Annotated in this window: 20 protein-coding genes; 9 read left to right on the top strand and 11 right to left on the bottom strand. The window is 51.6% G+C overall.

What is annotated here, in order from left to right; genetic code table 11:
• Positions 1-112: 112 nt before the first annotated feature.
• Positions 113-1,204: a redox-regulated ATPase YchF gene (ychF, locus tag JG725_RS03015; RefSeq protein WP_172287569.1), complete on the bottom strand. Its 1,092-nt coding sequence runs from the start codon at positions 1,202-1,204 to the stop codon at positions 113-115.
• Between the two features lie 120 nt (positions 1,205-1,324).
• Positions 1,325-1,912 (bottom strand): aminoacyl-tRNA hydrolase, encoded by a 588-nt coding sequence (pth, locus tag JG725_RS03010; protein WP_199376508.1) that lies wholly within the window; start codon positions 1,910-1,912, stop codon positions 1,325-1,327.
• A 322-nt stretch (positions 1,913-2,234) separates the two neighbouring features.
• On the opposite strand from pth, the gene ychH reads away from it, so the two are divergent.
• Complete coding sequence (gene ychH, locus JG725_RS03005; protein WP_199376506.1) at positions 2,235-2,504, top strand: stress-induced protein YchH; 270 nt, start codon at positions 2,235-2,237, stop codon at positions 2,502-2,504.
• A 187-nt stretch (positions 2,505-2,691) separates the two neighbouring features.
• On the opposite strand, the gene prs is transcribed toward ychH, so the two are convergent.
• From prs to lolB, 3 genes are all read right to left on the bottom strand, one after another.
• Positions 2,692-3,639, bottom strand: coding sequence for a ribose-phosphate diphosphokinase (prs, locus tag JG725_RS03000; RefSeq protein WP_009112736.1), 948 nt, complete (start codon positions 3,637-3,639; stop codon positions 2,692-2,694).
• Positions 3,640-3,788: 149 nt separating this feature from the next.
• A complete protein-coding gene (gene ispE, locus JG725_RS02995; protein WP_199376504.1) occupies positions 3,789-4,661 on the bottom strand; it encodes a 4-(cytidine 5'-diphospho)-2-C-methyl-D-erythritol kinase in 873 nt (290 codons plus the stop codon).
• Positions 4,662-4,664: 3 nt separating this feature from the next.
• Positions 4,665-5,288, bottom strand: a complete 624-nt coding sequence (lolB, locus tag JG725_RS02990) for a lipoprotein insertase outer membrane protein LolB (protein ID WP_199376502.1) — start codon at positions 5,286-5,288, stop codon at positions 4,665-4,667.
• A gap of 212 nt (positions 5,289-5,500) precedes the next feature.
• Here lolB and hemA point away from each other — a divergent pair, with 212 nt between their 5' ends.
• From hemA to kdsA, 6 genes are read left to right on the top strand one after another with little or no spacing between them, the layout of a single operon-like run.
• A complete protein-coding gene (hemA, locus tag JG725_RS02985) occupies positions 5,501-6,757 on the top strand; it encodes a glutamyl-tRNA reductase (protein WP_172287578.1) in 1,257 nt (418 codons plus the stop codon).
• A gap of 34 nt (positions 6,758-6,791) precedes the next feature.
• Complete coding sequence (gene prfA, locus JG725_RS02980; RefSeq protein ID WP_199376500.1) at positions 6,792-7,874, top strand: peptide chain release factor 1; 1,083 nt, start codon at positions 6,792-6,794, stop codon at positions 7,872-7,874.
• Positions 7,874-8,710 (top strand): peptide chain release factor N(5)-glutamine methyltransferase, encoded by an 837-nt coding sequence (prmC, locus tag JG725_RS02975; protein WP_172287581.1) that lies wholly within the window; start codon positions 7,874-7,876, stop codon positions 8,708-8,710. Before prfA ends, prmC begins: the two co-directional genes overlap by 1 nt.
• A gap of 28 nt (positions 8,711-8,738) precedes the next feature.
• Complete coding sequence (locus JG725_RS02970) at positions 8,739-9,131, top strand: SirB2 family protein (RefSeq protein WP_330526846.1); 393 nt, start codon at positions 8,739-8,741, stop codon at positions 9,129-9,131.
• Between the two features lie 2 nt (positions 9,132-9,133).
• A complete protein-coding gene (gene sirB1 / locus JG725_RS02965; RefSeq protein ID WP_172287583.1) occupies positions 9,134-9,943 on the top strand; it encodes an invasion regulator SirB1 in 810 nt (269 codons plus the stop codon).
• A 35-nt stretch (positions 9,944-9,978) separates the two neighbouring features.
• Positions 9,979-10,833 (top strand): 3-deoxy-8-phosphooctulonate synthase, encoded by an 855-nt coding sequence (gene kdsA, locus JG725_RS02960; RefSeq protein ID WP_199376498.1) that lies wholly within the window; start codon positions 9,979-9,981, stop codon positions 10,831-10,833.
• A 76-nt stretch (positions 10,834-10,909) separates the two neighbouring features.
• Here the strand turns inward: kdsA and ydgH are convergent, their stop codons facing one another.
• On the bottom strand, positions 10,910-11,860 hold the full coding sequence (gene ydgH, locus JG725_RS02955) for a DUF1471 family protein YdgH (RefSeq protein WP_172287586.1): 951 nt from the start codon (positions 11,858-11,860) through the stop codon (positions 10,910-10,912).
• A gap of 512 nt (positions 11,861-12,372) precedes the next feature.
• Here ydgH and pntA point away from each other — a divergent pair.
• Positions 12,373-13,902 (top strand): Re/Si-specific NAD(P)(+) transhydrogenase subunit alpha, encoded by a 1,530-nt coding sequence (gene pntA / locus JG725_RS02950; protein WP_172287588.1) that lies wholly within the window; start codon positions 12,373-12,375, stop codon positions 13,900-13,902.
• Positions 13,903-13,912: 10 nt separating this feature from the next.
• A complete protein-coding gene (gene pntB / locus JG725_RS02945; RefSeq protein WP_172287590.1) occupies positions 13,913-15,301 on the top strand; it encodes a Re/Si-specific NAD(P)(+) transhydrogenase subunit beta in 1,389 nt (462 codons plus the stop codon).
• Positions 15,302-15,363: 62 nt separating this feature from the next.
• Here pntB and uspE read toward each other — a convergent pair whose 3' ends face one another.
• The 5 genes from uspE to sodC form a co-directional block, all read right to left on the bottom strand.
• Positions 15,364-16,323 (bottom strand): universal stress protein UspE, encoded by a 960-nt coding sequence (gene uspE, locus JG725_RS02940; protein ID WP_172287591.1) that lies wholly within the window; start codon positions 16,321-16,323, stop codon positions 15,364-15,366.
• Between the two features lie 123 nt (positions 16,324-16,446).
• Positions 16,447-17,199 (bottom strand): fumarate/nitrate reduction transcriptional regulator Fnr, encoded by a 753-nt coding sequence (fnr, locus tag JG725_RS02935; protein ID WP_172287593.1) that lies wholly within the window; start codon positions 17,197-17,199, stop codon positions 16,447-16,449.
• A 171-nt stretch (positions 17,200-17,370) separates the two neighbouring features.
• On the bottom strand, positions 17,371-17,904 hold the full coding sequence (gene ogt, locus JG725_RS02930; RefSeq protein ID WP_172287595.1) for a methylated-DNA--[protein]-cysteine S-methyltransferase: 534 nt from the start codon (positions 17,902-17,904) through the stop codon (positions 17,371-17,373).
• Positions 17,905-18,023: 119 nt separating this feature from the next.
• Positions 18,024-18,800, bottom strand: a complete 777-nt coding sequence (locus JG725_RS02925; RefSeq protein WP_199376497.1) for a LuxR family transcriptional regulator — start codon at positions 18,798-18,800, stop codon at positions 18,024-18,026.
• 392 nt (positions 18,801-19,192) lie between these two features.
• The gene (gene sodC, locus JG725_RS02920; RefSeq protein ID WP_172287596.1) at positions 19,193-19,723 is read right to left on the bottom strand and encodes a superoxide dismutase family protein; all 531 of its coding nucleotides are present in this window, start codon (positions 19,721-19,723) and stop codon (positions 19,193-19,195) included.
• Positions 19,724-19,806 lie beyond the last annotated feature (83 nt).

The following is a 19,806-nucleotide window of genomic DNA, read 5'->3' as shown; positions in this document are numbered from 1 at the left end:
GGAGCGGCATTGCCGGCGCGATCGTCGCAGGCGGCATTAGGTAGCTATCAGGCGTTTTTCTGCAAGGAGCGATTCGGTGACAAGATCGCGCTTGTCACCGGTATTTTGATGTTTAGACGTTAAACAAGAAATTCATCACGTCGCCATCTTTTACGATGTACTCTTTGCCTTCTGAGCGCATTTTTCCGGCTTCTTTGGCACCTTGTTCGCCTTTATAGGTGATGAAGTCTTCATAGGCGATGGTTTGTGCGCGAATAAAGCCTTTTTCAAAGTCGGTGTGGATCTTACCTGCGGCCTGTGGGGCGGTTGCGCCGACAGGAATGGTCCAGGCACGGACTTCTTTAACGCCCGCGGTGAAATAGGTTTGCAGATTCAGCAATTCATAACCAGCGCGGATCACGCGGTTCAGACCGGGTTCGGTCAGGCCCAACTCGGCCATAAACTCTTCACGCTCTTCATCATCCAGTTCGGCGATATCGGATTCAACCGCGGCGCAAACCGGAACGACGACAGAACCTTCCGCCGCGGCAATCGCCCGAACCTGATCGAGATACGGGTTATTTTCAAAGCCGTCTTCGTTAACGTTGGCAATGTACATGGTCGGTTTTAGCGTCAGGAAGCTCAGATAGCGGATGGCGGCTTTTTCTTCCGGGCTAAGATCCAATGAACGCAACATACCCGCATTCTCAAGCTGCGGCAGGCATTTCTCTAACGCGGCCAGTTCGGCTTTGGCGTCTTTGTCGCCGCCTTTGGCTTTTTTCTGTACGCGATGGATAGCGCGCTCACAGGTGTCCAGATCGGACAGCGCCAGTTCGGTGTTGATAACATCAATATCATCAGCCGGGTTAACTTTGCCCGAAACGTGAATAATGTTGTCGTTTTCAAAGCAGCGCACCACGTGACCGATGGCTTCCGTTTCACGGATGTTGGTCAGGAACTGGTTACCCAGGCCTTCACCCTTGGAGGCGCCTTTTACCAGACCGGCGATGTCAACAAACTCCATCGTGGTGGGGAGGATACGCTGCGGCTTGACGATCTCGGCCAGTTTATCCAGACGCGGATCCGGCATCGGCACCACGCCGGTATTCGGTTCAATGGTACAAAACGGAAAGTTGGCCGCTTCGATACCGGCTTTGGTCAATGCATTGAACAGAGTGGATTTACCGACGTTAGGCAGCCCAACGATACCGCATTTGAATCCCATGTTTATATCACCTTAAATTACTTATTAATCAGACAATTAGTATCGCATGCCTGTCAGAATGAAAATATTCCGGCCGATTATACACGGAATGACGATTTATCTCGAACCGTCGACAATGAATTATGCCGCTTTAAACGCGTGTAAGCGGTTCATGGCTTTGACCATGTCTTCTTTCAGCAGAATCTCGGTGCAACGAACCGCTTCATCAATCGCGTCATCGATCAGCTTTTGCTCGCTGGCAGGCGGTTTGCCCAGAACAAAACCGGTCACTTTGCTTTTATCGCCCGGATGGCCGATGCCAATGCGTAAGCGATGGAAGTTAGGGTTATTTCCCAACCTACTGATAATGTCTTTCAAGCCATTGTGGCCGCCATGTCCGCCGCCAAGTTTAAGTTTGGCGATACCGGGCAGTAAATCCAGTTCATCGTGCGCCACCAGAATTTCATCTGGTTGAATACGATAAAACGTCGCCATAGCGGCGACGGCCTTGCCGCTCAGGTTCATAAACGTGGTGGGAACCAATAACCGGATATCATGCCCGGCCAGATTCAGGCGTGAGGTATAACCATAAAATTTGCTTTCTTCTTTCAGCGGCTGACGGTGAGTTTCAGCCAGACGATCAACGTACCAGGCGCCCGCGTTGTGGCGGGTAGCGGCATATTCGGCGCCAGGATTGGCCAGACCAACAATTAACTTGATGCTACTCACGATAGTGTTCCAGATTGAGCGTTGTGTAGAAATAACGCGGCGTGATTTAAATAAGCAGTAAAGTGCGCTAGTTTACACACAGGGCAGGGCAATCGCCAAATATCAACCTGACGGACGGTACGAATAATAATTAATACCGGTTAGTTATTATTAAATGTTTCGTCTATTTATTTGTTTAAACGTAAAGAAATCTCTCTTTTCACACCATTATCTGTGATCGCTCACGCAATCATCCGACCAGTCATTGTCTATAATTACATCAACACGAAAAGGATCGCAGTGGCATCCTCATTCATCCACCGAATTTATCAGGAGGTGACAGATGAAACGTAAAAGTGCAACCACATTAGGCAATGTGCTGATGGGTATCGGGATGGTTCTGATGATTGGCGGAATTGGTTATTCCGTCATCAGTCAATTCCCTGAATTGAACTTACCGCAATATATGACCTATGTTGATTTGGTCGCTATTTTCGCCGGGGCTATTTCCTGGCTGGTTGGCGCGCGTATTAGCGGTCGTGAAAAAGTGGCCGATCGTTACTGGTGGGTAAAACATTTCGATAAACGCTGCCGGCGCGAGCATCATTCATAAATCAATAAAAGCTGAACCCGAATTCAAATTCCGCCGTGGCGTGTAGCTATGGCGGTTTTCTTTTTTATATTGCTGATAAAAAATGCACCCTTACTTATTGGCCTGAACGTCCAACTTTCGGGGTGCGGTTCATTTCTTAGCGGTAAATCCATTAATCGTCAGTAACCGGGTATCCGGTTAAAAACGATTAATGCTCAAACATGGCGGAAATAGATTCTTCGTTGCTGATACGGCGAATCGCTTCAGCCAGCATACCTGAGAGGGTCAGGGTGCGGACATTGGGTAGCGATTTGATTTTGTCTGTTAGCGGGATGGTATCGCAGACAATTACTTCATCAATAACTGAGTTTTTAATGTTGTCGTACGCATTACCTGAGAAGATCGGATGCGTAGCGTAGGCAAACACGCGTTTGGCGCCTCGTTCTTTCAATGCCTCGGCGGCTTTACACAGCGTACCGCCGGTATCGATCATATCGTCAACCAAAACGCAGTCACGGCCGGCAACGTCGCCGATGATATGCATCACCTGAGACACGTTGGCGCGTGGGCGGCGTTTATCGATAATCGCCATATCGGTGTCATTCAGCAGCTTGGCAATGGCACGGGCGCGAACTACGCCGCCAATATCGGGGGAAACCACAATCGGATTCTCCAGATCTTGTTGCAGCATGTCTTCCAGCAGAATCGGGCTACCGAAAACGTTATCGACTGGAACGTCAAAGAAGCCCTGAATCTGTTCTGCGTGCAGGTCTACCGTTAATACGCGGTCAACGCCGACGCTGGAAAGAAAATCGGCCACCACTTTAGCGGTGATTGGCACACGGGCGGAACGCACCCGGCGATCCTGGCGAGCATAGCCAAAGTAAGGAATAACGGCGGTGATACGTCCCGCGGAAGCGCGACGCAGAGCATCAACCATAACAACCAGTTCCATCAGGTTATCGTTGGTAGGCGCACAGGTGGACTGGATGATGAAAATATCACCACCGCGTACATTTTCATTGATTTGCACGCTGACTTCGCCATCGCTAAAACGACCGACAGCGGCGTCGCCTAGGCTAGTGTACAAACGGTTGGCAATACGTTGTGCTAGTTCCGGGATGGCGTTACCAGCAAAAAGCTTCATATCAGGCACGAGAAGAACCTCAGGCTTGCGTCCAGAGAAATATTGTACCCGCTATACTATCCGGGAGCGGGGAACAACAACAGGTACAATATGCATACGGGTGTATGAATTAAGTTTGATTAGACACTACCCAACCGCGGGCGGGTTATCATCAAAACCTAACATTGCCCGGAAATCGTACGTTGCAGCGGAGAGACATTAACGCCTCGCGCCACAAAACCATTTAACCATTCCGGGGCCTGGTCAAGCACCTGACGGGCTTCGTGCTCGGTGTCAAACTCAGCAAACACACAAGCACCCGTTCCGGTCAGGCGCGCCGGGGCGTATTCTAGCAGCCATGAAAGTAGCTGTTCAACCTCGCGAAAACGTTTTCTTGCGATAGCTTCACAATCATTGACGAAGGTCTGTTTTAATAGCGATTCTAACGATCGGGCCGGAGAATTTCGTTTTAGCTGCGGATCGCCGAAAATCAGCGGGGTGGAGATACTGATGCCGGGGTGGGCGACCAGATACCATTTCTCCGGCGGATTGGCGGGCGTCAGCTTTTCGCCGATGCCCTGCGCAAACGCCGCGTGCCCATGAACAAACACCGGAACATCGGCGCCGAGTTGCAGGCCAAGCGCGGCCAATGCGTCGGCGCTCAGGCCGCATCGCCATAGGTGGTTGAGCGCCACCAGCACCGTGGCCGCATTGGATGAGCCGCCCCCCAGACCGCCGCCCATCGGCAGACGTTTATCAATGCCGATGTCCGCACCGAAGAAATCGGGATGGATATCCTGACTTCGGCAATGCCGCTGGAGCAATCGCGCCGCACGAACAATCAGGTTCTGTTGATCATCAATGCCGTCTAGCGGGGTGAGCAGACGGATATCATCATCCTGACGCGGAATGATGGTCAGCGTATCGCCATAGTCCAAAAACTGAAATAAGGTTTGCAGCAGGTGATAGCCGTCCGCCCGACGTTCGGTAATATAAAGAAACAAATTCAGCTTGGCCGGCGCGGGCCAATTCTCAATTAAATTGGGCCGCATGGGTTAGTTAACCGTCCAGTTATCCATTTTCAGTTTAATGCGCTGCTCGCCCTGAGTGAGTTCCAGACTCTCCGGCATCGGCGGCGTTACTTTATGACTATAACTTTGATAATTGACGGTCCAGCTCTGATCCCCCTGACGGTAGGTCGCGGTCTTGAGCAAATACTGGCTGTCGAGCGTGAAGTCGCTGGCGTCGCCGGGCAAACCGAGGATCCACTGACGCAGGTTATTCAGCGGGATCGCCATGCCTGTCAGCTGTCGCACCATATCTTCGGCATCTTTGCCGACATAGCGCTTGCCCTGATTGTCGCTAATCTGCACGCTGCCCGGCTGTGCTCTTAACTCCAGTTCAGTGCTGCCCAACGGATTGGTCAGCAGCAGACGATAGCGTTCGGCCGAGGACTCATGCCAGAAAAAACGGGCATATAGTTTTTTGCTATCGGAGATATAGGCGAAGGAGCCGCGCGTCTGATATTCGCTCAATTGTTGCACTTTTTGCTGGTGCTGTTGCCACTCGGGCGATGTCGGACTTTTCCCCGGTAACGAAGGTTGATGAAGGCTACAGGCAGCCAGCAGAAGGCTGGTTAACGGCAGGAGCCGCAGGCAACGGGCGGTATTTAGTGGCATGTCGCTCAGATCCTATCAATCAGGTTTAGTATCACGAATGGTCACGCTAACGGGCTTGTCGGTCAGCGTCAATGTTTGTCGCTTATATCACAGAGTATATACGTCCTATGGCGTGCAACCGCGCGCTGTCGCTTTTCTTGCTTCTCCGCATCAAGTAGAATGCCATACGGACCAAACCCATACTAACATCGGTATTACTCAAGAATTGTTCAATGACCCTGCTTGCGCTTGGTATTAATCATAAAACTGCGCCGGTTTCTTTGCGGGAACGTGTTGTTTTCTCGCCTGAAAAACTGGGGCAGGCGCTGAATAGCCTGTTACAGCAACCGCTTGTTCAGGGCGGCGTAGTGCTGTCTACCTGTAACCGCACCGAACTCTATCTCAGCGTGGAAGAGCAGGGGAACCAGCGTGAGCAACTGATCGACTGGCTGTGCGAATACCACCACTTGCATCCCGATGACGTCAGCACCAGCCTGTACTGGCATCAAGACAACGCGGCGGTCAGCCATTTGATGCGGGTAGCCAGCGGTCTGGATTCACTGGTGTTGGGTGAGCCGCAGATTCTGGGTCAAGTGAAAAAAGCCTTTGCGGAATCACAGCGCGGACACTCCCTTTCCGGCGAACTGGAGCGGCTGTTCCAGAAATCATTTACCGTCGCGAAGCGGGTGCGTACCGAAACGGATATCGGCGCCAGCGCGGTTTCCGTGGCGTTTGCGGCCTGTACGCTGGCGCGTCAGATTTTTGAGTCTCTTGCCGATGTTAACGTGCTGTTGGTCGGCGCGGGGGAAACCATCGAACTGGTTGCCCGTCATTTGCGGGAGCATCAGGTCAACCGTATGGTGATAGCCAACCGCACCCGCGAACGCGCGCTGTCCCTGGCGGCTGAAGTGGGGGCGGAGGTCATTACGCTTGCCGAACTGGATGAGCAGCTTGCTCATGCCGATATTGTGATTAGCTCCACGGCCAGCACGTTGCCGATTATCGGGAAAGGAATGATGGAAAGGACGCTGAAGGCAAGACGCAATCAGCCAATGTTGATGATAGATATCGCCGTCCCGCGCGATATTGAACCGGAAGTGGGTAAATTGCCTAACGTTTATCTCTACAGCGTAGATGATTTACATGCCATCATTCAGCACAATCTTGCTCAACGAAAAGCCGCCGCCATTCAGGCGGAGTCGATCGTTCAGCAGGAAAGCGCTGACTTTATGGCCTGGCTGCGGGCGCAGTCTGCGGTCGAAACCATCCGTGATTACCGTGCTCAGGCCGATGAACTGCGGGCGGAAATGACGGCCAAGGCGCTGGCGGCCATTCAGCAGGGGAATGATGTTGAAGCGGTGATCCAGGAATTGACGCACCGCTTAACCAATCGTTTAATCCATGCTCCCACCAAATCTCTTCAACAGGCCGCCCGCGACGGCGATCTGGACCGTTTACAAATTTTACGTGACAGCCTTGGGCTGGACTAGCATTCATCTCTCTTAACAGGATTTAACAGCCCGCATGAAGCCTTCTATTGTTGCTAAACTGGAAGCGTTACAAGAACGCCATGAGGAAGTTCAGGCGTTGCTCGGCGAGTCTGGCGCGATCGCCGATATGGATCGTTTTCGCGCCTTGTCTCGCGAATACGCCCAGCTTACTGACATTACCCGCTGTTTCCAGCAATGGCGGCAGGTACAGGAAGATATACAAACCGCTGAAACCATGCTTGACGATGTGGAAATGCGCGAAATGGCGCAGGAAGAATTAAAGCAGGCCAAAGCCGAAAGCGAAGAACTGGAACGGCAGCTTCAGGTTCTGCTGCTACCGAAAGATCCCGATGATGAGCGCGGTTGTTTTCTGGAAGTGCGCGCGGGAACGGGTGGGGATGAAGCCGCGATTTTCGCCGGCGATCTGTTCCGCATGTACAGCCGTTATGCCGAAACTCGCCGCTGGCGGATTGAAGTCATGAGCGCCAGCGATGGCGAACACGGCGGCTATAAAGAAATCATCGCCAAAGTATCCGGCGACGGCGTTTACGGACAGCTCAAATTTGAGTCCGGCGGCCATCGCGTGCAGCGCGTTCCGGCTACCGAGTCGCAGGGGCGAATTCATACCTCAGCCTGTACCGTGGCGGTGATGCCGGAAATCCCCGAAGCCGAGCTGCCGGAAATCAGCCCGGCCGACTTGCGTATCGATACGTTCCGTTCTTCCGGCGCCGGCGGTCAGCACGTTAACACCACCGATTCCGCCATCCGCATTACCCACTTGCCGACAGGCATTGTTGTGGAGTGCCAGGATGAACGTTCCCAGCACAAGAACAAAGCCAAAGCGCTCTCCGTGCTGGGCGCGCGTATTCGTGCGGCTGAAATGCAAAAGCGCCAGCAGGAAGAGGCCTCTACCCGGCGTAATCTGCTCGGCAGCGGCGATCGTTCGGATCGTATCCGAACTTACAATTTTCCACAGGGAAGGGTGACCGATCACCGTATCAATCTGACGCTTTACCGTCTGGACGAGGCGATGGAAGGCAAACTGGATATGCTGATCCAACCGGTGGTGCAGGAATATCAGGCCGACCAGCTTGCCGCGCTGTCCGAGCAAGAGTAATGAACTATCAAACCTGGTTGCTGCTCGCCGCCGAACGTCTGTCGGCGGGGGAAAGCCCGAAACGGGATGCGGAAGTCTTGCTGAGCTTCGTCACCGGCAAAGGGCGGACGTTTTTGCTGGCGTTCGGCGAGACCGTGCTGACCGATACGCAACAGCAGCGGCTGGACGCCTTACTCACGCGGCGGATCAATGGCGAGCCCATAGCCTATCTGACCGGAGAACGGGAGTTTTGGTCTCTGTCTCTTGCGGTATCGCCCGCTACGCTGATCCCGCGTCCTGATACCGAGTGTCTGGTTGAACAGGCGTTGCAACGCCTGCCGCCCGCGCCGTCTTCCATATTGGATTTAGGCACCGGTACAGGCGCGATTGCGCTGGCGATCGCCAGTGAGCGCCCGGATTGTCAGGTAATCGGCGTGGATGTCCAGCCGGAAGCCGTTGCGCTGGCCAGTCGGAATGCCAGCCGGCTTGGCATTGCCAATGCCGGTTTTCTGGTCAGCGACTGGTTTTCAGCGCTGTCGCCGGAACGCTTTGCGCTGATCGTCAGCAATCCGCCTTATATTGATGCCGATGATGCGCACCTGTCCCGGGGGGATGTACGGTTTGAGCCTGACAGTGCGCTGGTCGCAGCGGAAAACGGGTTAGCCGACCTGCGGTTTATTATTGAAAACGCCGTCGGCCATATACAGCCGCAGGGTTGGCTATTACTGGAGCACGGCTGGCGGCAAGGGGCGGCGGTGCGTCAACTGTTGCAGGCGCGGGGGTTTCAACGGATAGAAACCTGTCAGGATTATGGCGGCAACGACCGCGTCTCGCTGGGGCAATGGTCGGGGCGATAAATAAATCATTATTCAGAAGGAAACGCGAGTGGCACTGTTTTTAGGATTCGCCTATCTGCATATGGTGACCGTCGGCGTCAGCATTGCTTTGTTTGTTCTACGTTTTTTCTGGTTGTGTCGACAATCGGTCATGTTGCGGCAACGTTGGGTCAAGATACTGCCGCATATAAACGACACCTTGTTGTTAGTCAGCGGGATCGGCTTGATGGTGCTTAATCGTGTTTATCCGTTTACTGCGGAGCAAAGCTGGCTGACGGAAAAACTGTTTGGCGTTATTATTTACATCCTGCTTGGCGCCGTTGCCCTCGGGAAACGCCCACGCAGTCAGAATGTGCGCTGGCTGGCGTTTATACTTGCTTTGGTATGCTTTTATCTGGTTATGCAGATTTCGCTTACCAGGTTACCGTTGCTGATGGAATAACTATGAGTTCTATTGCTGATTTTGAATTCAACCGTTCACAGTTAAGTGAAGGCGTCGTATTAGTTTCACAGGCCATTCGCCGTGACTTCCCCGCTCAGGATGTGCGGAAAAATCTGCAACAGTTGGTTGACGAGGCCCGTGCGGCTATCTCCGAAGATCTTGAACAGGATCTGCGGCTGGAGAAATTAATTAAGCTTTTCTTTCACACCTGGGGATTCGGCGGGGCCAGCGGCGTTTATCGGCTTTCCGACGTGCTGTGGCTGGATAAGGTGCTGGAGTCCCGGCAGGGAATGCCCGTCTCTCTTGGGGTTATTTTTCTGCATATCGCCCATGAGCTGGAGCTTCCGCTTATGCCGGTCATTTTCCCGACCCAGCTGATTTTGCGGGCCGACTGGCTGGACGAAGAAATGTGGCTGATCAATCCGCTGAATGGCGACACCTTGAGTGAACATGTGCTGGAAGTGTGGCTGAAAGGCAATATCGGCCCGTCATCGCAGCTAATGGATGAAGATCTCGACGAAGCAGAGAATGTGCTGATTGTTCGTAAAATGCTGGATACGCTGAAAGTCGCGCTGATGGAAGAAAAACAGATGGAGCTGGCCTTGAGAGCCAGTGAAGCGGTGTTGCAGTTTGATCCTGACGACCCGTATGAAATTCGCGACCGCGGTCTGATTTATGCCCAACTGGACTGCGATCATATCGCACTGTCCGATCTTAACTATTTTGTTGAGCAATGCCCGGAAGATCCGGTGAGTGAAATGATCAAAGTCCAGATTCACTCAATAGAGCAAAAACAAATCGTTTTGCATTAATCCCTATTTAATTTATCCGACATTAAGGTAACTGCATGAAGAACAAAGTGGTCAAGGTTGGGGATATCCCTGTTGCCAACGATCTGCCTTTTGTATTGTTTGGCGGCATGAATGTGCTTGAATCACGCGATATGGCGATGCGCATCTGTGAACATTACGTAACGGTGACGCAGAAGTTGGGCATTCCCTACGTGTTCAAGGCTTCATTTGACAAAGCCAACCGTTCCTCTATTCATTCTTACCGCGGGCCGGGTCTGGAAGAAGGGATGAAGATTTTCCAGGAGTTGAAACAGGCGTTTGGGGTAAAAATAATTACCGATGTGCACGAATCCCATCAGGCGCAGCCGGTTGCCGATGTTGTCGATGTGATTCAGCTACCGGCTTTTCTGGCTCGCCAAACCGATTTGGTTGAAGCCATGGCGAAAACCGGCGCGGTGATCAATGTGAAAAAACCGCAGTTCGTCAGTCCGGGACAAATCGGCAATATCGTCGATAAATTTATCGAAGGCGGCAACGATCAGGTGATTCTCTGCGATCGCGGCAGCAACTTTGGCTACGATAATCTGGTTGTGGATATGCTGGGCTTTAACGTAATGAAGCAGGTATCCAACGGTTCGCCGGTGATTTTCGACGTCACGCACGCGCTGCAATGTCGCGATCCGTTTGGCGCCGCTTCCGGCGGTCGTCGGGGGCAGGTGACCGAACTGGCCCGGGCGGGCATGGCGGTGGGGTTGGCGGGGCTGTTTATTGAAGCCCATCCCGATCCGGCTAACGCCAAATGCGACGGCCCTTCGGCGCTGCCGTTAGATAAGCTGGAGCCTTTCCTAAGGCAGATCAAAGCCATTGATGATCTGGTCAAAAGCTTCCCTGAGCTGGATACCAGCAACTAAGCGAAAAATACCGGCGTAAAAAACCCGCAATAATGCGGGTTGAAGTCGCCGTATGACCCGCAAAATGCGGTTTTTTTTATTTATACAAATCGGCGCTGATCGTCATGTTCGAGCCTTTGTTCTGCGATTTCTGAGTAATGTGATAGTACTTGGCGCCTTTTTGTCCGGCGCGTTTGGCTACCGCCTCAGAGACGGCGGGTTCAGTGGTGAAATTTCCACGGAAGGTGATCGAATCAAAGGGCACCATCTGCGCCGCCGTGGCGTTATTCAACTCCTCGATTTTCGTCCCATTCGATAACGTTACGGTGTAACGGCCGCCTTTTGATGACTGCGTTTCAAAGAAATTACCCACATTACGGCTCGGGCTGCCGGAGTTGGCGACGCCGGGGATTTCCACCTTGGCCGCCGCTGCGCCGCCTGTGGCCAGAGCGGCGCGGCCGGCGTCGGAATCGGCAGGAATGAGATCGGTGCTTTGTATCTGACGTTTTGGCGCATCGGCTTTGTAGACGTAGGCCGTGACTCTCTGATTACCGCCGCTTGAGTTAACGTCAATTTGCCGCACGATATAGAAAGAGTCGGCATTTTTCTCTTTTGCCGCTTTACCGATGGCCTCGTTCAGAACGGGCTGAGTAGGGAATAAGCCGCTAACGGTGACCGTATCAAACGGTTCCAGGCTGTAAGCCGCGTCTTTTGTCAGTTCTTTTACCCCATGAAACGTACGTAACTTAACTTCATTGCTCACCTTCGGCGCATCTTTATGATAGAGATCGACCGTCACATTCCAGTTTCCCCGGGAATTTACGTCGCTCATGGCCTGCACATAAAAGGCATCGGCGCCGTGTTTGTCCGCACGCTTTGACGCCGCGGCAACCGCGTCATTGATAGCGTTAAAACGGCCGATGAATGAAATTCGTTCAAACGGTTGCAATGATTCAGCCTGTTCCGGCGTGAGTTCCTGTGCTGCCTGTGCTGAAAATGCAGCTAATGAAAGTAACGTGGATGCAATAACGGTAGTTTTCAGCTTCATAAAAAATCCTTTCGCCCGACGCATTGGGTTTTAACGTGCTTAGACATCAAGATGTAACAGAATAGCCGTCGATTATCGCATGGAATAAACACTCACGCTTCAGCATTTTCAACGACATCCGAGGTTTCTTTGTGCGCGGGGGAGGAAGGAAAATGCCAATAATAACGGTTAATGATTATTTTGCCATCATAAGCGATATTTATACAGGTTCTATACATTAACAACCCTGTAACACGTGGTTTTTGTGAAATACCCCAGAACAATACTTCATTAATAGTGCTACAAAAGAGCGAGGTAAGCGTGATTTTTGACCAAAAAAAGCCTGCGGCGCCTGCTATAACTCGGCTTTTATATGAAATTCATTTTATGTATGGATCATCGATCACATTTTCAGTAGGTTATAGGTGAATTTGCTTAAAGAGATAAAAGGTACAATGGGTCTCGGCTGATTCATATACCGATAGGGTGATGATAATAACCTTCGTTAAAAATAAGCGAAAAAGGGAATCAGTATGCGTATTGGTGTTCCAAGAGAACGGTTGACCAATGAAGCTCGGGTTGCGGCAACGCCGAAAACGGTTGAACAGTTGCTGAAACTTGGTTTTGAGGTCTCGATAGAACATGAGGCAGGGAAACTTGCCAGTTTTGACGATGCGGCTTATACAGAAGTCGGCGCGTCGGTGGTGGATAACACAGCAGTCTGGCAATCCGACATTGTCCTCAAGGTCAATGCGCCGCTGGACGATGAGATTGAGCTTACCCGCGCGGGAAGTACGATCGTCAGCTTTATCTGGCCTGCTCAAAATCCTGAATTGCTGGAAAAACTGGCGGCCCGTCAGGTGACGGTGCTGGCGATGGATTCGGTTCCCCGAATCTCTCGCGCCCAGTCAATGGATGCGCTCAGCTCAATGGCGAATATCGCCGGTTATCGCGCCATTGTCGAGGCGGCCCATGAGTTTGGCCGTTTCTTCACCGGTCAGATTACCGCCGCCGGTAAAGTGCCGCCGGCCAAAGTCATGATCATCGGCGCCGGGGTTGCCGGCCTGGCCGCGATTGGCGCCGCCGGAAGTTTAGGGGCGATTGTCCGCGCTTTTGATACGCGTCCTGAAGTGAAGGAGCAGGTCAAAAGTATGGGCGCCGAGTTCCTGGAACTCGATTTTGAAGAGGAAGCCGGCAGCGGCGATGGCTACGCCAAAGTCATGTCTGAAGCGTTTATCAAAGCGGAAATGGCGCTGTTTGCCGCACAGGCGAAAGAGGTGGACATCATTGTCACCACGGCGCTTATTCCAGGCAAACCCGCGCCGCGTCTGATTACCAAAGAGATGGTTCTGAGCATGAAGCCCGGCAGCGTGATTGTCGATCTGGCTGCGCAAACCGGGGGCAACTGTGAACTGACCGTGGCCGATCGGGTGACGGTGACGGAAAACGGCGTCAAGATTATCGGTTACACCGATCTGCCCAGCCGTTTGCCGACCCAGTCTTCCCAGCTTTACGGCACCAATCTGGTTAATCTGCTGAAGCTGTTGTGCAAAGAGAAGAATGGCGAAATTGACGTTGATTTTGAAGACAATGTCATTCGCGGCGTAACGGTAATCAAAAATGGCGAAGTGACCTGGCCTGCGCCGCCGATTCAGGTTTCCGCGCAGCCGCAGCAGGCAAAACCTGCGGCCGCCGTCGTCAAAGAAGAGGTTAAACCCGCTTCTCCGTGGAAGAAATATGCTTTCCTCGCCATTGCCATCCTACTGTTTGGCTGGCTGGCGAATGTTGCACCGAAAGAGTTTTTATCGCATTTCACCGTCTTCGCCTTGGCTTGCGTGGTGGGGTACTACGTGGTGTGGAATGTCAGTCACGCGCTGCATACGCCATTGATGTCGGTCACCAATGCGATATCGGGCATTATCGTTGTAGGGGCATTGTTGCAAATCGGTCACGGCGGATGGGTCTCTTTCTTCTCCTTTATTGCCGTATTGATTGCCAGCATCAATATTTTCGGTGGTTTCACCGTCACTCAGCGCATGCTGAAAATGTTCCGCAAAAACTAAGGGGTAACACATGTCTGGTGGATTAGTGACAGCTGCATACATTGTTGCCGCGATTTTGTTTATTTTTAGTTTGGCGGGCTTGTCCAAGCACGAAACCTCCCGTCAGGGGAATATTTTCGGCGTCGTCGGGATGGCGATTGCGCTGATCGCCACGATCCTGGGGCCTGACGCCGGAAACGTCGGCTGGATTATCATCGCCATGGTTATCGGCGGTGCGATTGGCGTTTATCTGGCGCGTAAAGTCGAAATGACCGAAATGCCGGAACTGGTCGCCATTCTCCACAGTTTTGTGGGGCTGGCCGCGGTACTGGTCGGGTTTAACAGTTTTCTCGATCACGGTGAAATTACCGATCCGGTGATGGTGAATATTCATTTGACGGAAGTCTTTCTGGGTATCTTCATCGGTGCGGTGACCTTTACCGGTTCGGTGGTGGCCTTTGGCAAATTGCGCGGCATTATTTCATCCAAACCGCTGATGCTGCCTCATCGTCATAAAATGAACCTGGCGGCGCTGGTGGTGTCTTTCCTGCTGCTTCTGGTGTTTGTCAATAGCGACAGTGTGGCGTTGCAGTCCGTCGCCTTACTGGTGATGACGGCGATTGCTTTGGTGTTTGGCTGGCATTTGGTTGCTTCCATCGGCGGCGCCGATATGCCGGTGGTAGTTTCCATGCTGAACTCGTATTCCGGTTGGGCCGCCGCCGCCGCAGGCTTTATGTTGAGCAATGACCTGTTGATCGTCACCGGTGCGTTGGTGGGGTCTTCCGGTGCGATTCTGTCTTACATCATGTGTAAGGCGATGAACCGTTCCTTCTTCAGCGTAATTGCCGGCGGCTTTGGTACGGATGGTTCCTCCACGGGTGAAAGCGAAGAAATGGGCGAATACCGCGAGGCTTCGGCAGAAGATGTCGCTGAATTGCTCAAGAATTCGTCTTCGGTGATTATCACGCCGGGGTACGGTATGGCGGTCGCACAGGCTCAATACCCGGTACATGATATTACCGCGAAGCTGCGCGCCCGCGGCATCAACGTTCGGTTTGGCATCCATCCGGTGGCAGGCCGTTTGCCGGGTCATATGAACGTGCTGCTGGCCGAAGCGAAAGTGCCTTACGACATCGTATTGGAAATGGATGAAATTAACGATGATTTCGCCGATACCGATACGGTGTTGGTCATTGGCGCGAATGACACGGTAAACCCGGCTGCTCAGGAAGATCCGCATAGCCCGATTGCGGGGATGCCCGTTCTGGAAGTGTGGAAAGCGCAGAATGTTATCGTGTTTAAGCGTTCGATGAATACGGGTTATGCCGGCGTTCAGAACCCCTTATTCTTTAAAGAAAATACGCAAATGTTGTTTGGCGACGCCAAAGACAGCGTAGAGGCGATTCTGAAAGCACTGTAATCTTTATACCGACGAAACAAAGGGGCGATGTTCGCCCCTTTGTTATATATCACCCGCTAATCCTATTTTTTATCCTCATCGTCGTCCTCTTCCAGCGTAATCGGCGAGACGAAGTCATCGGGCTTTATCGCCAGCAAATCGCATTTCAGATGGTCAATCACATGCTCCACCGTATTACCGATAAATGCCGCGGAAAGACCGGTTCGGCCGAGAGATCCCAAGACCACGACTCCCGCCTGCAAATGTTCCGCCAAATCGGGAATAACTTCCTCCGGCAAACCCTTTTCGACATGCGTGACGCGCTCATCCAGATTGAATTTCTGGCGTAATGCCTTCATGGCGATAAGGTGCTGGCCGCGGATGGCATCGTTGTAGACGCCGGGATCAAAATCAGGCAGTTCAATAGCGATATTAATCGGGGTAACCGGATAGGCGCCAACAAGATGGACTTCAGTTTGGTTGACCTGCTTAGCCAGCTCCAGCGTTTCTGATACCAATTTGAGGTTTAGGGGATCGTGATAGGGGTCTTCGCTGGACAGGTTGACGGCCACCAGCGCCCGGCTTTCTTCCGGCCAGGGCTGATCTTTGACCATCCAGACCGGGCAAGGGCATTTACGCAATAGCTGCCAATCGGTGGGCGTGAAAATCACCGCTTCCAGGCGATCGTGCTGATGCGCCATTTTCAGCAACAGGTCATGCTGCCCGGCGATAACCTCCTGGATGATGGCTTCAAATGGCTTATTGTGCCAGACCACTTTAATTTCTATCGGTACACCCGCATCAAGATAATATTTGCATTGTTCCGCAATCCACTCGGTACGCTGCTGAATTACCCCCTGACGCATTTCTGTCCGTTCGTCAGGGGACAGCAGGGTGGTCATTTCATAAGAAAAATCATAAATAGGCAGGAATGCCTTGATACGGCCGCCAAGTCGCTGAACCAGATAAACCGCCCGACGCAGCGCTGGTTGGTCATCCTGATTCGGGTCAATAGCTACAAGTAAGTTCTGATACTTTGCCATAGGTCCTCCAAACAGCTGTTAATTCACAGTCTGTAATTTAAGAGTACCCAACGGAATCGTTTTCGACAACAGATGAAGAGGGCCGGATCAATAAAATGAGACAATAACTGATCCGGCAATGACTTAGGATTTATTCGGAGAAGAACCCGCCAGTTCGGAAAGCGCGTCGACATTTTCAATGGTGATATATTTGCCTTTCACGGCGAGAGTTCCATTTTTTTGAAAACGGCCAAGCAGGCGGCTGATGGTTTCCACCGTTAATCCCAGATAGTTGCCGATATCACCACGGGTCATGGTTAAGCGGAACTCACGGGGGGAGAAGCCGCGTTCGGCAAAACGACGGGACAGGTTATAAATGAAAGCCGCCAGACGCTCTTCCGCATTCTTTTTCGACAGCAGCAGGATCATGTCCTGATCGCCGCGAATCTCACCGCTCATCAGACGCATCATTTGCTGACGCAAATTCGGCATTTTCCCGGAGAGGTCATCAAGCGTTTCAAATGGAATTTCACATACCATGGATGTTTCCAGCGCCTGAGCAAAGCTGGGATGTTGCGCGTTGCCAATCGCATCAAAGCCAACCAGGTCGCCCGCCAGATGAAAACCAGTTATCTGCTCATCGCCTTGTTCGGTGATGGTATAGCTTTTAATCGTGCCCGAACGGATAGCGTAAAGCGATTTCAACTCGTCGCCCGCTTTGAACAAAGCCTGTCCCTTCTGGATAGGCTTTTTCCTTTCAATGATATTATCGAGCTGATCGAGTTCGTGCTCATTTAAAGTAAATGGGATACATAGCTGGCTGATGCTGCAATCCTGGCAGTGGATGGCACAACCACCAGACTGGATGCGTCGGATAATTCGCTTTTCCGGTATCATAGACTTTGCTCAGGCGATAATTGATATTGGTCAATTTTAACAGCTTTTATCGTCGGTGATAAGTCCGACAACCCTTGGAATAGACTAATAAATAGTGAACTAATGATAGTTTTAATGCCATATGGGGGAAAATAGTCGTTAGCGATCAGCATTTTGTCAGAAAAATATTTTTTATAGCGGCAATATATTTTGCTGCGGGAAATAACCTTCATGCGTTAATAACCATTGTTTACGATGAACGCCGCCGGCATAACCGGTTAATGTACCATTGGCGCCGATAACTCTATGGCAGGGAACAACAATACTCACCGGATTGGCGCCATTGGCCATACCCACCGCACGAGCGGCGGCCGGCCGTGCCAACTGGGCAGCCAATTCTCCATAAGTAGCTATTTTACCACAGGATATATGCCGCAGCGCCTGCCAAACCTGCTGTTGAAACGCCGTACCGACCGCGGCAACCGGCATAGTTTCAATAACATGTAAATCACCGTCAAAATAGCGTTGCAATTTTTCCGTCAATCCACCGGGATTGCGGTAAGGCTGTAACGAGTAGGGATCATTTCTGTAACCGATTTTAAGCAAACGATGTAATCTTTCTTGATATTCACGCCATTCAACTGCTCGCAGGCAATTATTTTCATCAGCAATAATTATCAATTCCCCTATAGGGGTTGGCATACTATCCAGAAAGAAAATCTGCACAATGATTCCTTACCTAATATATTACGTTTGCTCATTTTTCCTTTCAAACCTTAATACCTGCATGCGGCCTGAATAAACCGCACTATATCAGAAAATATATTAGGATGAGTTCGATCCTCTTAAAGAGGCATTTCTTTATGAGTGAGAGTGCATTTATCTGGTTTTTCTGCCAACGATGCCGGCGTAATCAACTCCAGCTCAACGCCCAGACGGATAGCCTGCCGGGCGTTGCTGACGCCCAGTTTGGAGACAACATTCCCCATATGAAATTTCACGGTACTGACAGAAATTCCGGCGATGACGGCAATCTCCGCATAGGTTTTTCCCATACTGGCCCAGTACAGTATTTCGTTTTCCCGGTGGGTAAATATGGCCTTGTTCGTAGCGAGTTCGTTCTGTTGTCTGCCGGATGAGGCAGAGCGGGCAAGTCGATACATCTGTTCGTTAATATCAATCAGTAACATCTGCATGGCTCCACGTTCAGCAGACAGGCGCTCTTCCAGCTCCCCCTGTCCTCGGCTATTGGTAATGACGGACAGCAGGGCCAGATTGTTGAGTTGATCGTGGAGCACAAAAGTGAAACCGTTGACGATATTGTATTGTCGGGAAAGCGAAAAGATTCTATCCGACATCAGCGTGATATTTTCATCCCACGCAAAAGGAGATGTCCGTCTGAACGCATTAAGGATCACCGGATCAGTAAGCTGAAAATTGTTGGCGCGGTAGAGATTGATCCATTCCTCAGGATAACTGGAAATAATAATCACATCTGATGGATTTTTTTTGCTGATGACAGTGTAAGCGTATTTGGGATTTCCCGGCAGGAGTAATTTTCTGTCAATATAGTCGCTCAGCGTTTTCATTACTGCCTGATTTTCATTGAAAATAGAAAACATGCCGGCTCCCAAAGGTATCCCTTCCCGCTGGACAGAAAATATGTACTTAAGTACAGGTCAGTTTCAACTTAAGTACAACTTACGGATTCAACCCCATAATTTATAATACCCGCGTTGCGGCGGAAATAAAAAATCGCCGCCCTCTACGTCCCGAAAGGGACGGGCAGGGGAAGCCCGTCATAAAAAACCTGACCAACAGGGTCAGGCAGCTAATTCAGCCAACACCAGGGAAAACCTTCCGGCCAGACGGGACAGATAAAAAGTCACTGCTGACCGGAATACTTTTATCTATTGTTTCAAACCTGGCGCAGAAGCTTAGCGAAATAAATCTCATGTTAAGCTACTTTCTCCCGCTCAGGTTACTTTTTAACGTATTTTTTACACGATGCCCCTCAATTCCCTTTAATAACCCCGCAGGCCATACGTGCGCCGCCGCCGCCCAGCGCTTCCGGGCTATCGGCGTAGTTATCGCCGCCGGCATGGATCATTAACGCATGGTTTTGCACGTCGGACAGTGATTTTATCCGCGGCGCCAGTACCTGGTAGGTGGCGCTGCCATCGGCGTTGACCACCAGTCCGGGCAAATCGCCCAGATGCCCTTTATCATTATAAGGTCCCAGATGCTGGCCGGTTTTTTCAGGATCGAGATGCCCGCCCGCCGCCAGCGCCGGAACAGATTTACCGTTCTGTTCCGCCGGTTCGCAGCTTGCTTTTTCATGAAGATGGAAGCCGTGGATCCCCGCCGCCAGTCCTTTTAAATCCGGGGTAAAGAGCAAACCATGCGGGGTTTCCGTCACCAACACGTCGCCAAGCGCGTTGCCATTGCCGGTTGGCAGCGCTTCATAAAGCGTCACCGTAGTGCTTGCGGCGTACACGGAACAGGAAAAGAACACGCCTGTAAGGATAAGTGCCTTCAGTTTCATTGTCTCTTGCCTCTATTGTTGTGGAACCGTTTGAGTATTCAACAAGCCAATATCGCCATGCCGGAATGAAAGACAGCTTGGAA

It is taken from the genome of Brenneria sp. L3-3C-1 (assembly GCF_016456245.1).
GTDB lineage: Bacteria > Pseudomonadota > Gammaproteobacteria > Enterobacterales > Enterobacteriaceae > Brenneria.
Note: the sequence above shows the minus strand (reverse complement) of the source record. Positions and strands in the feature narration are given on the sequence as shown.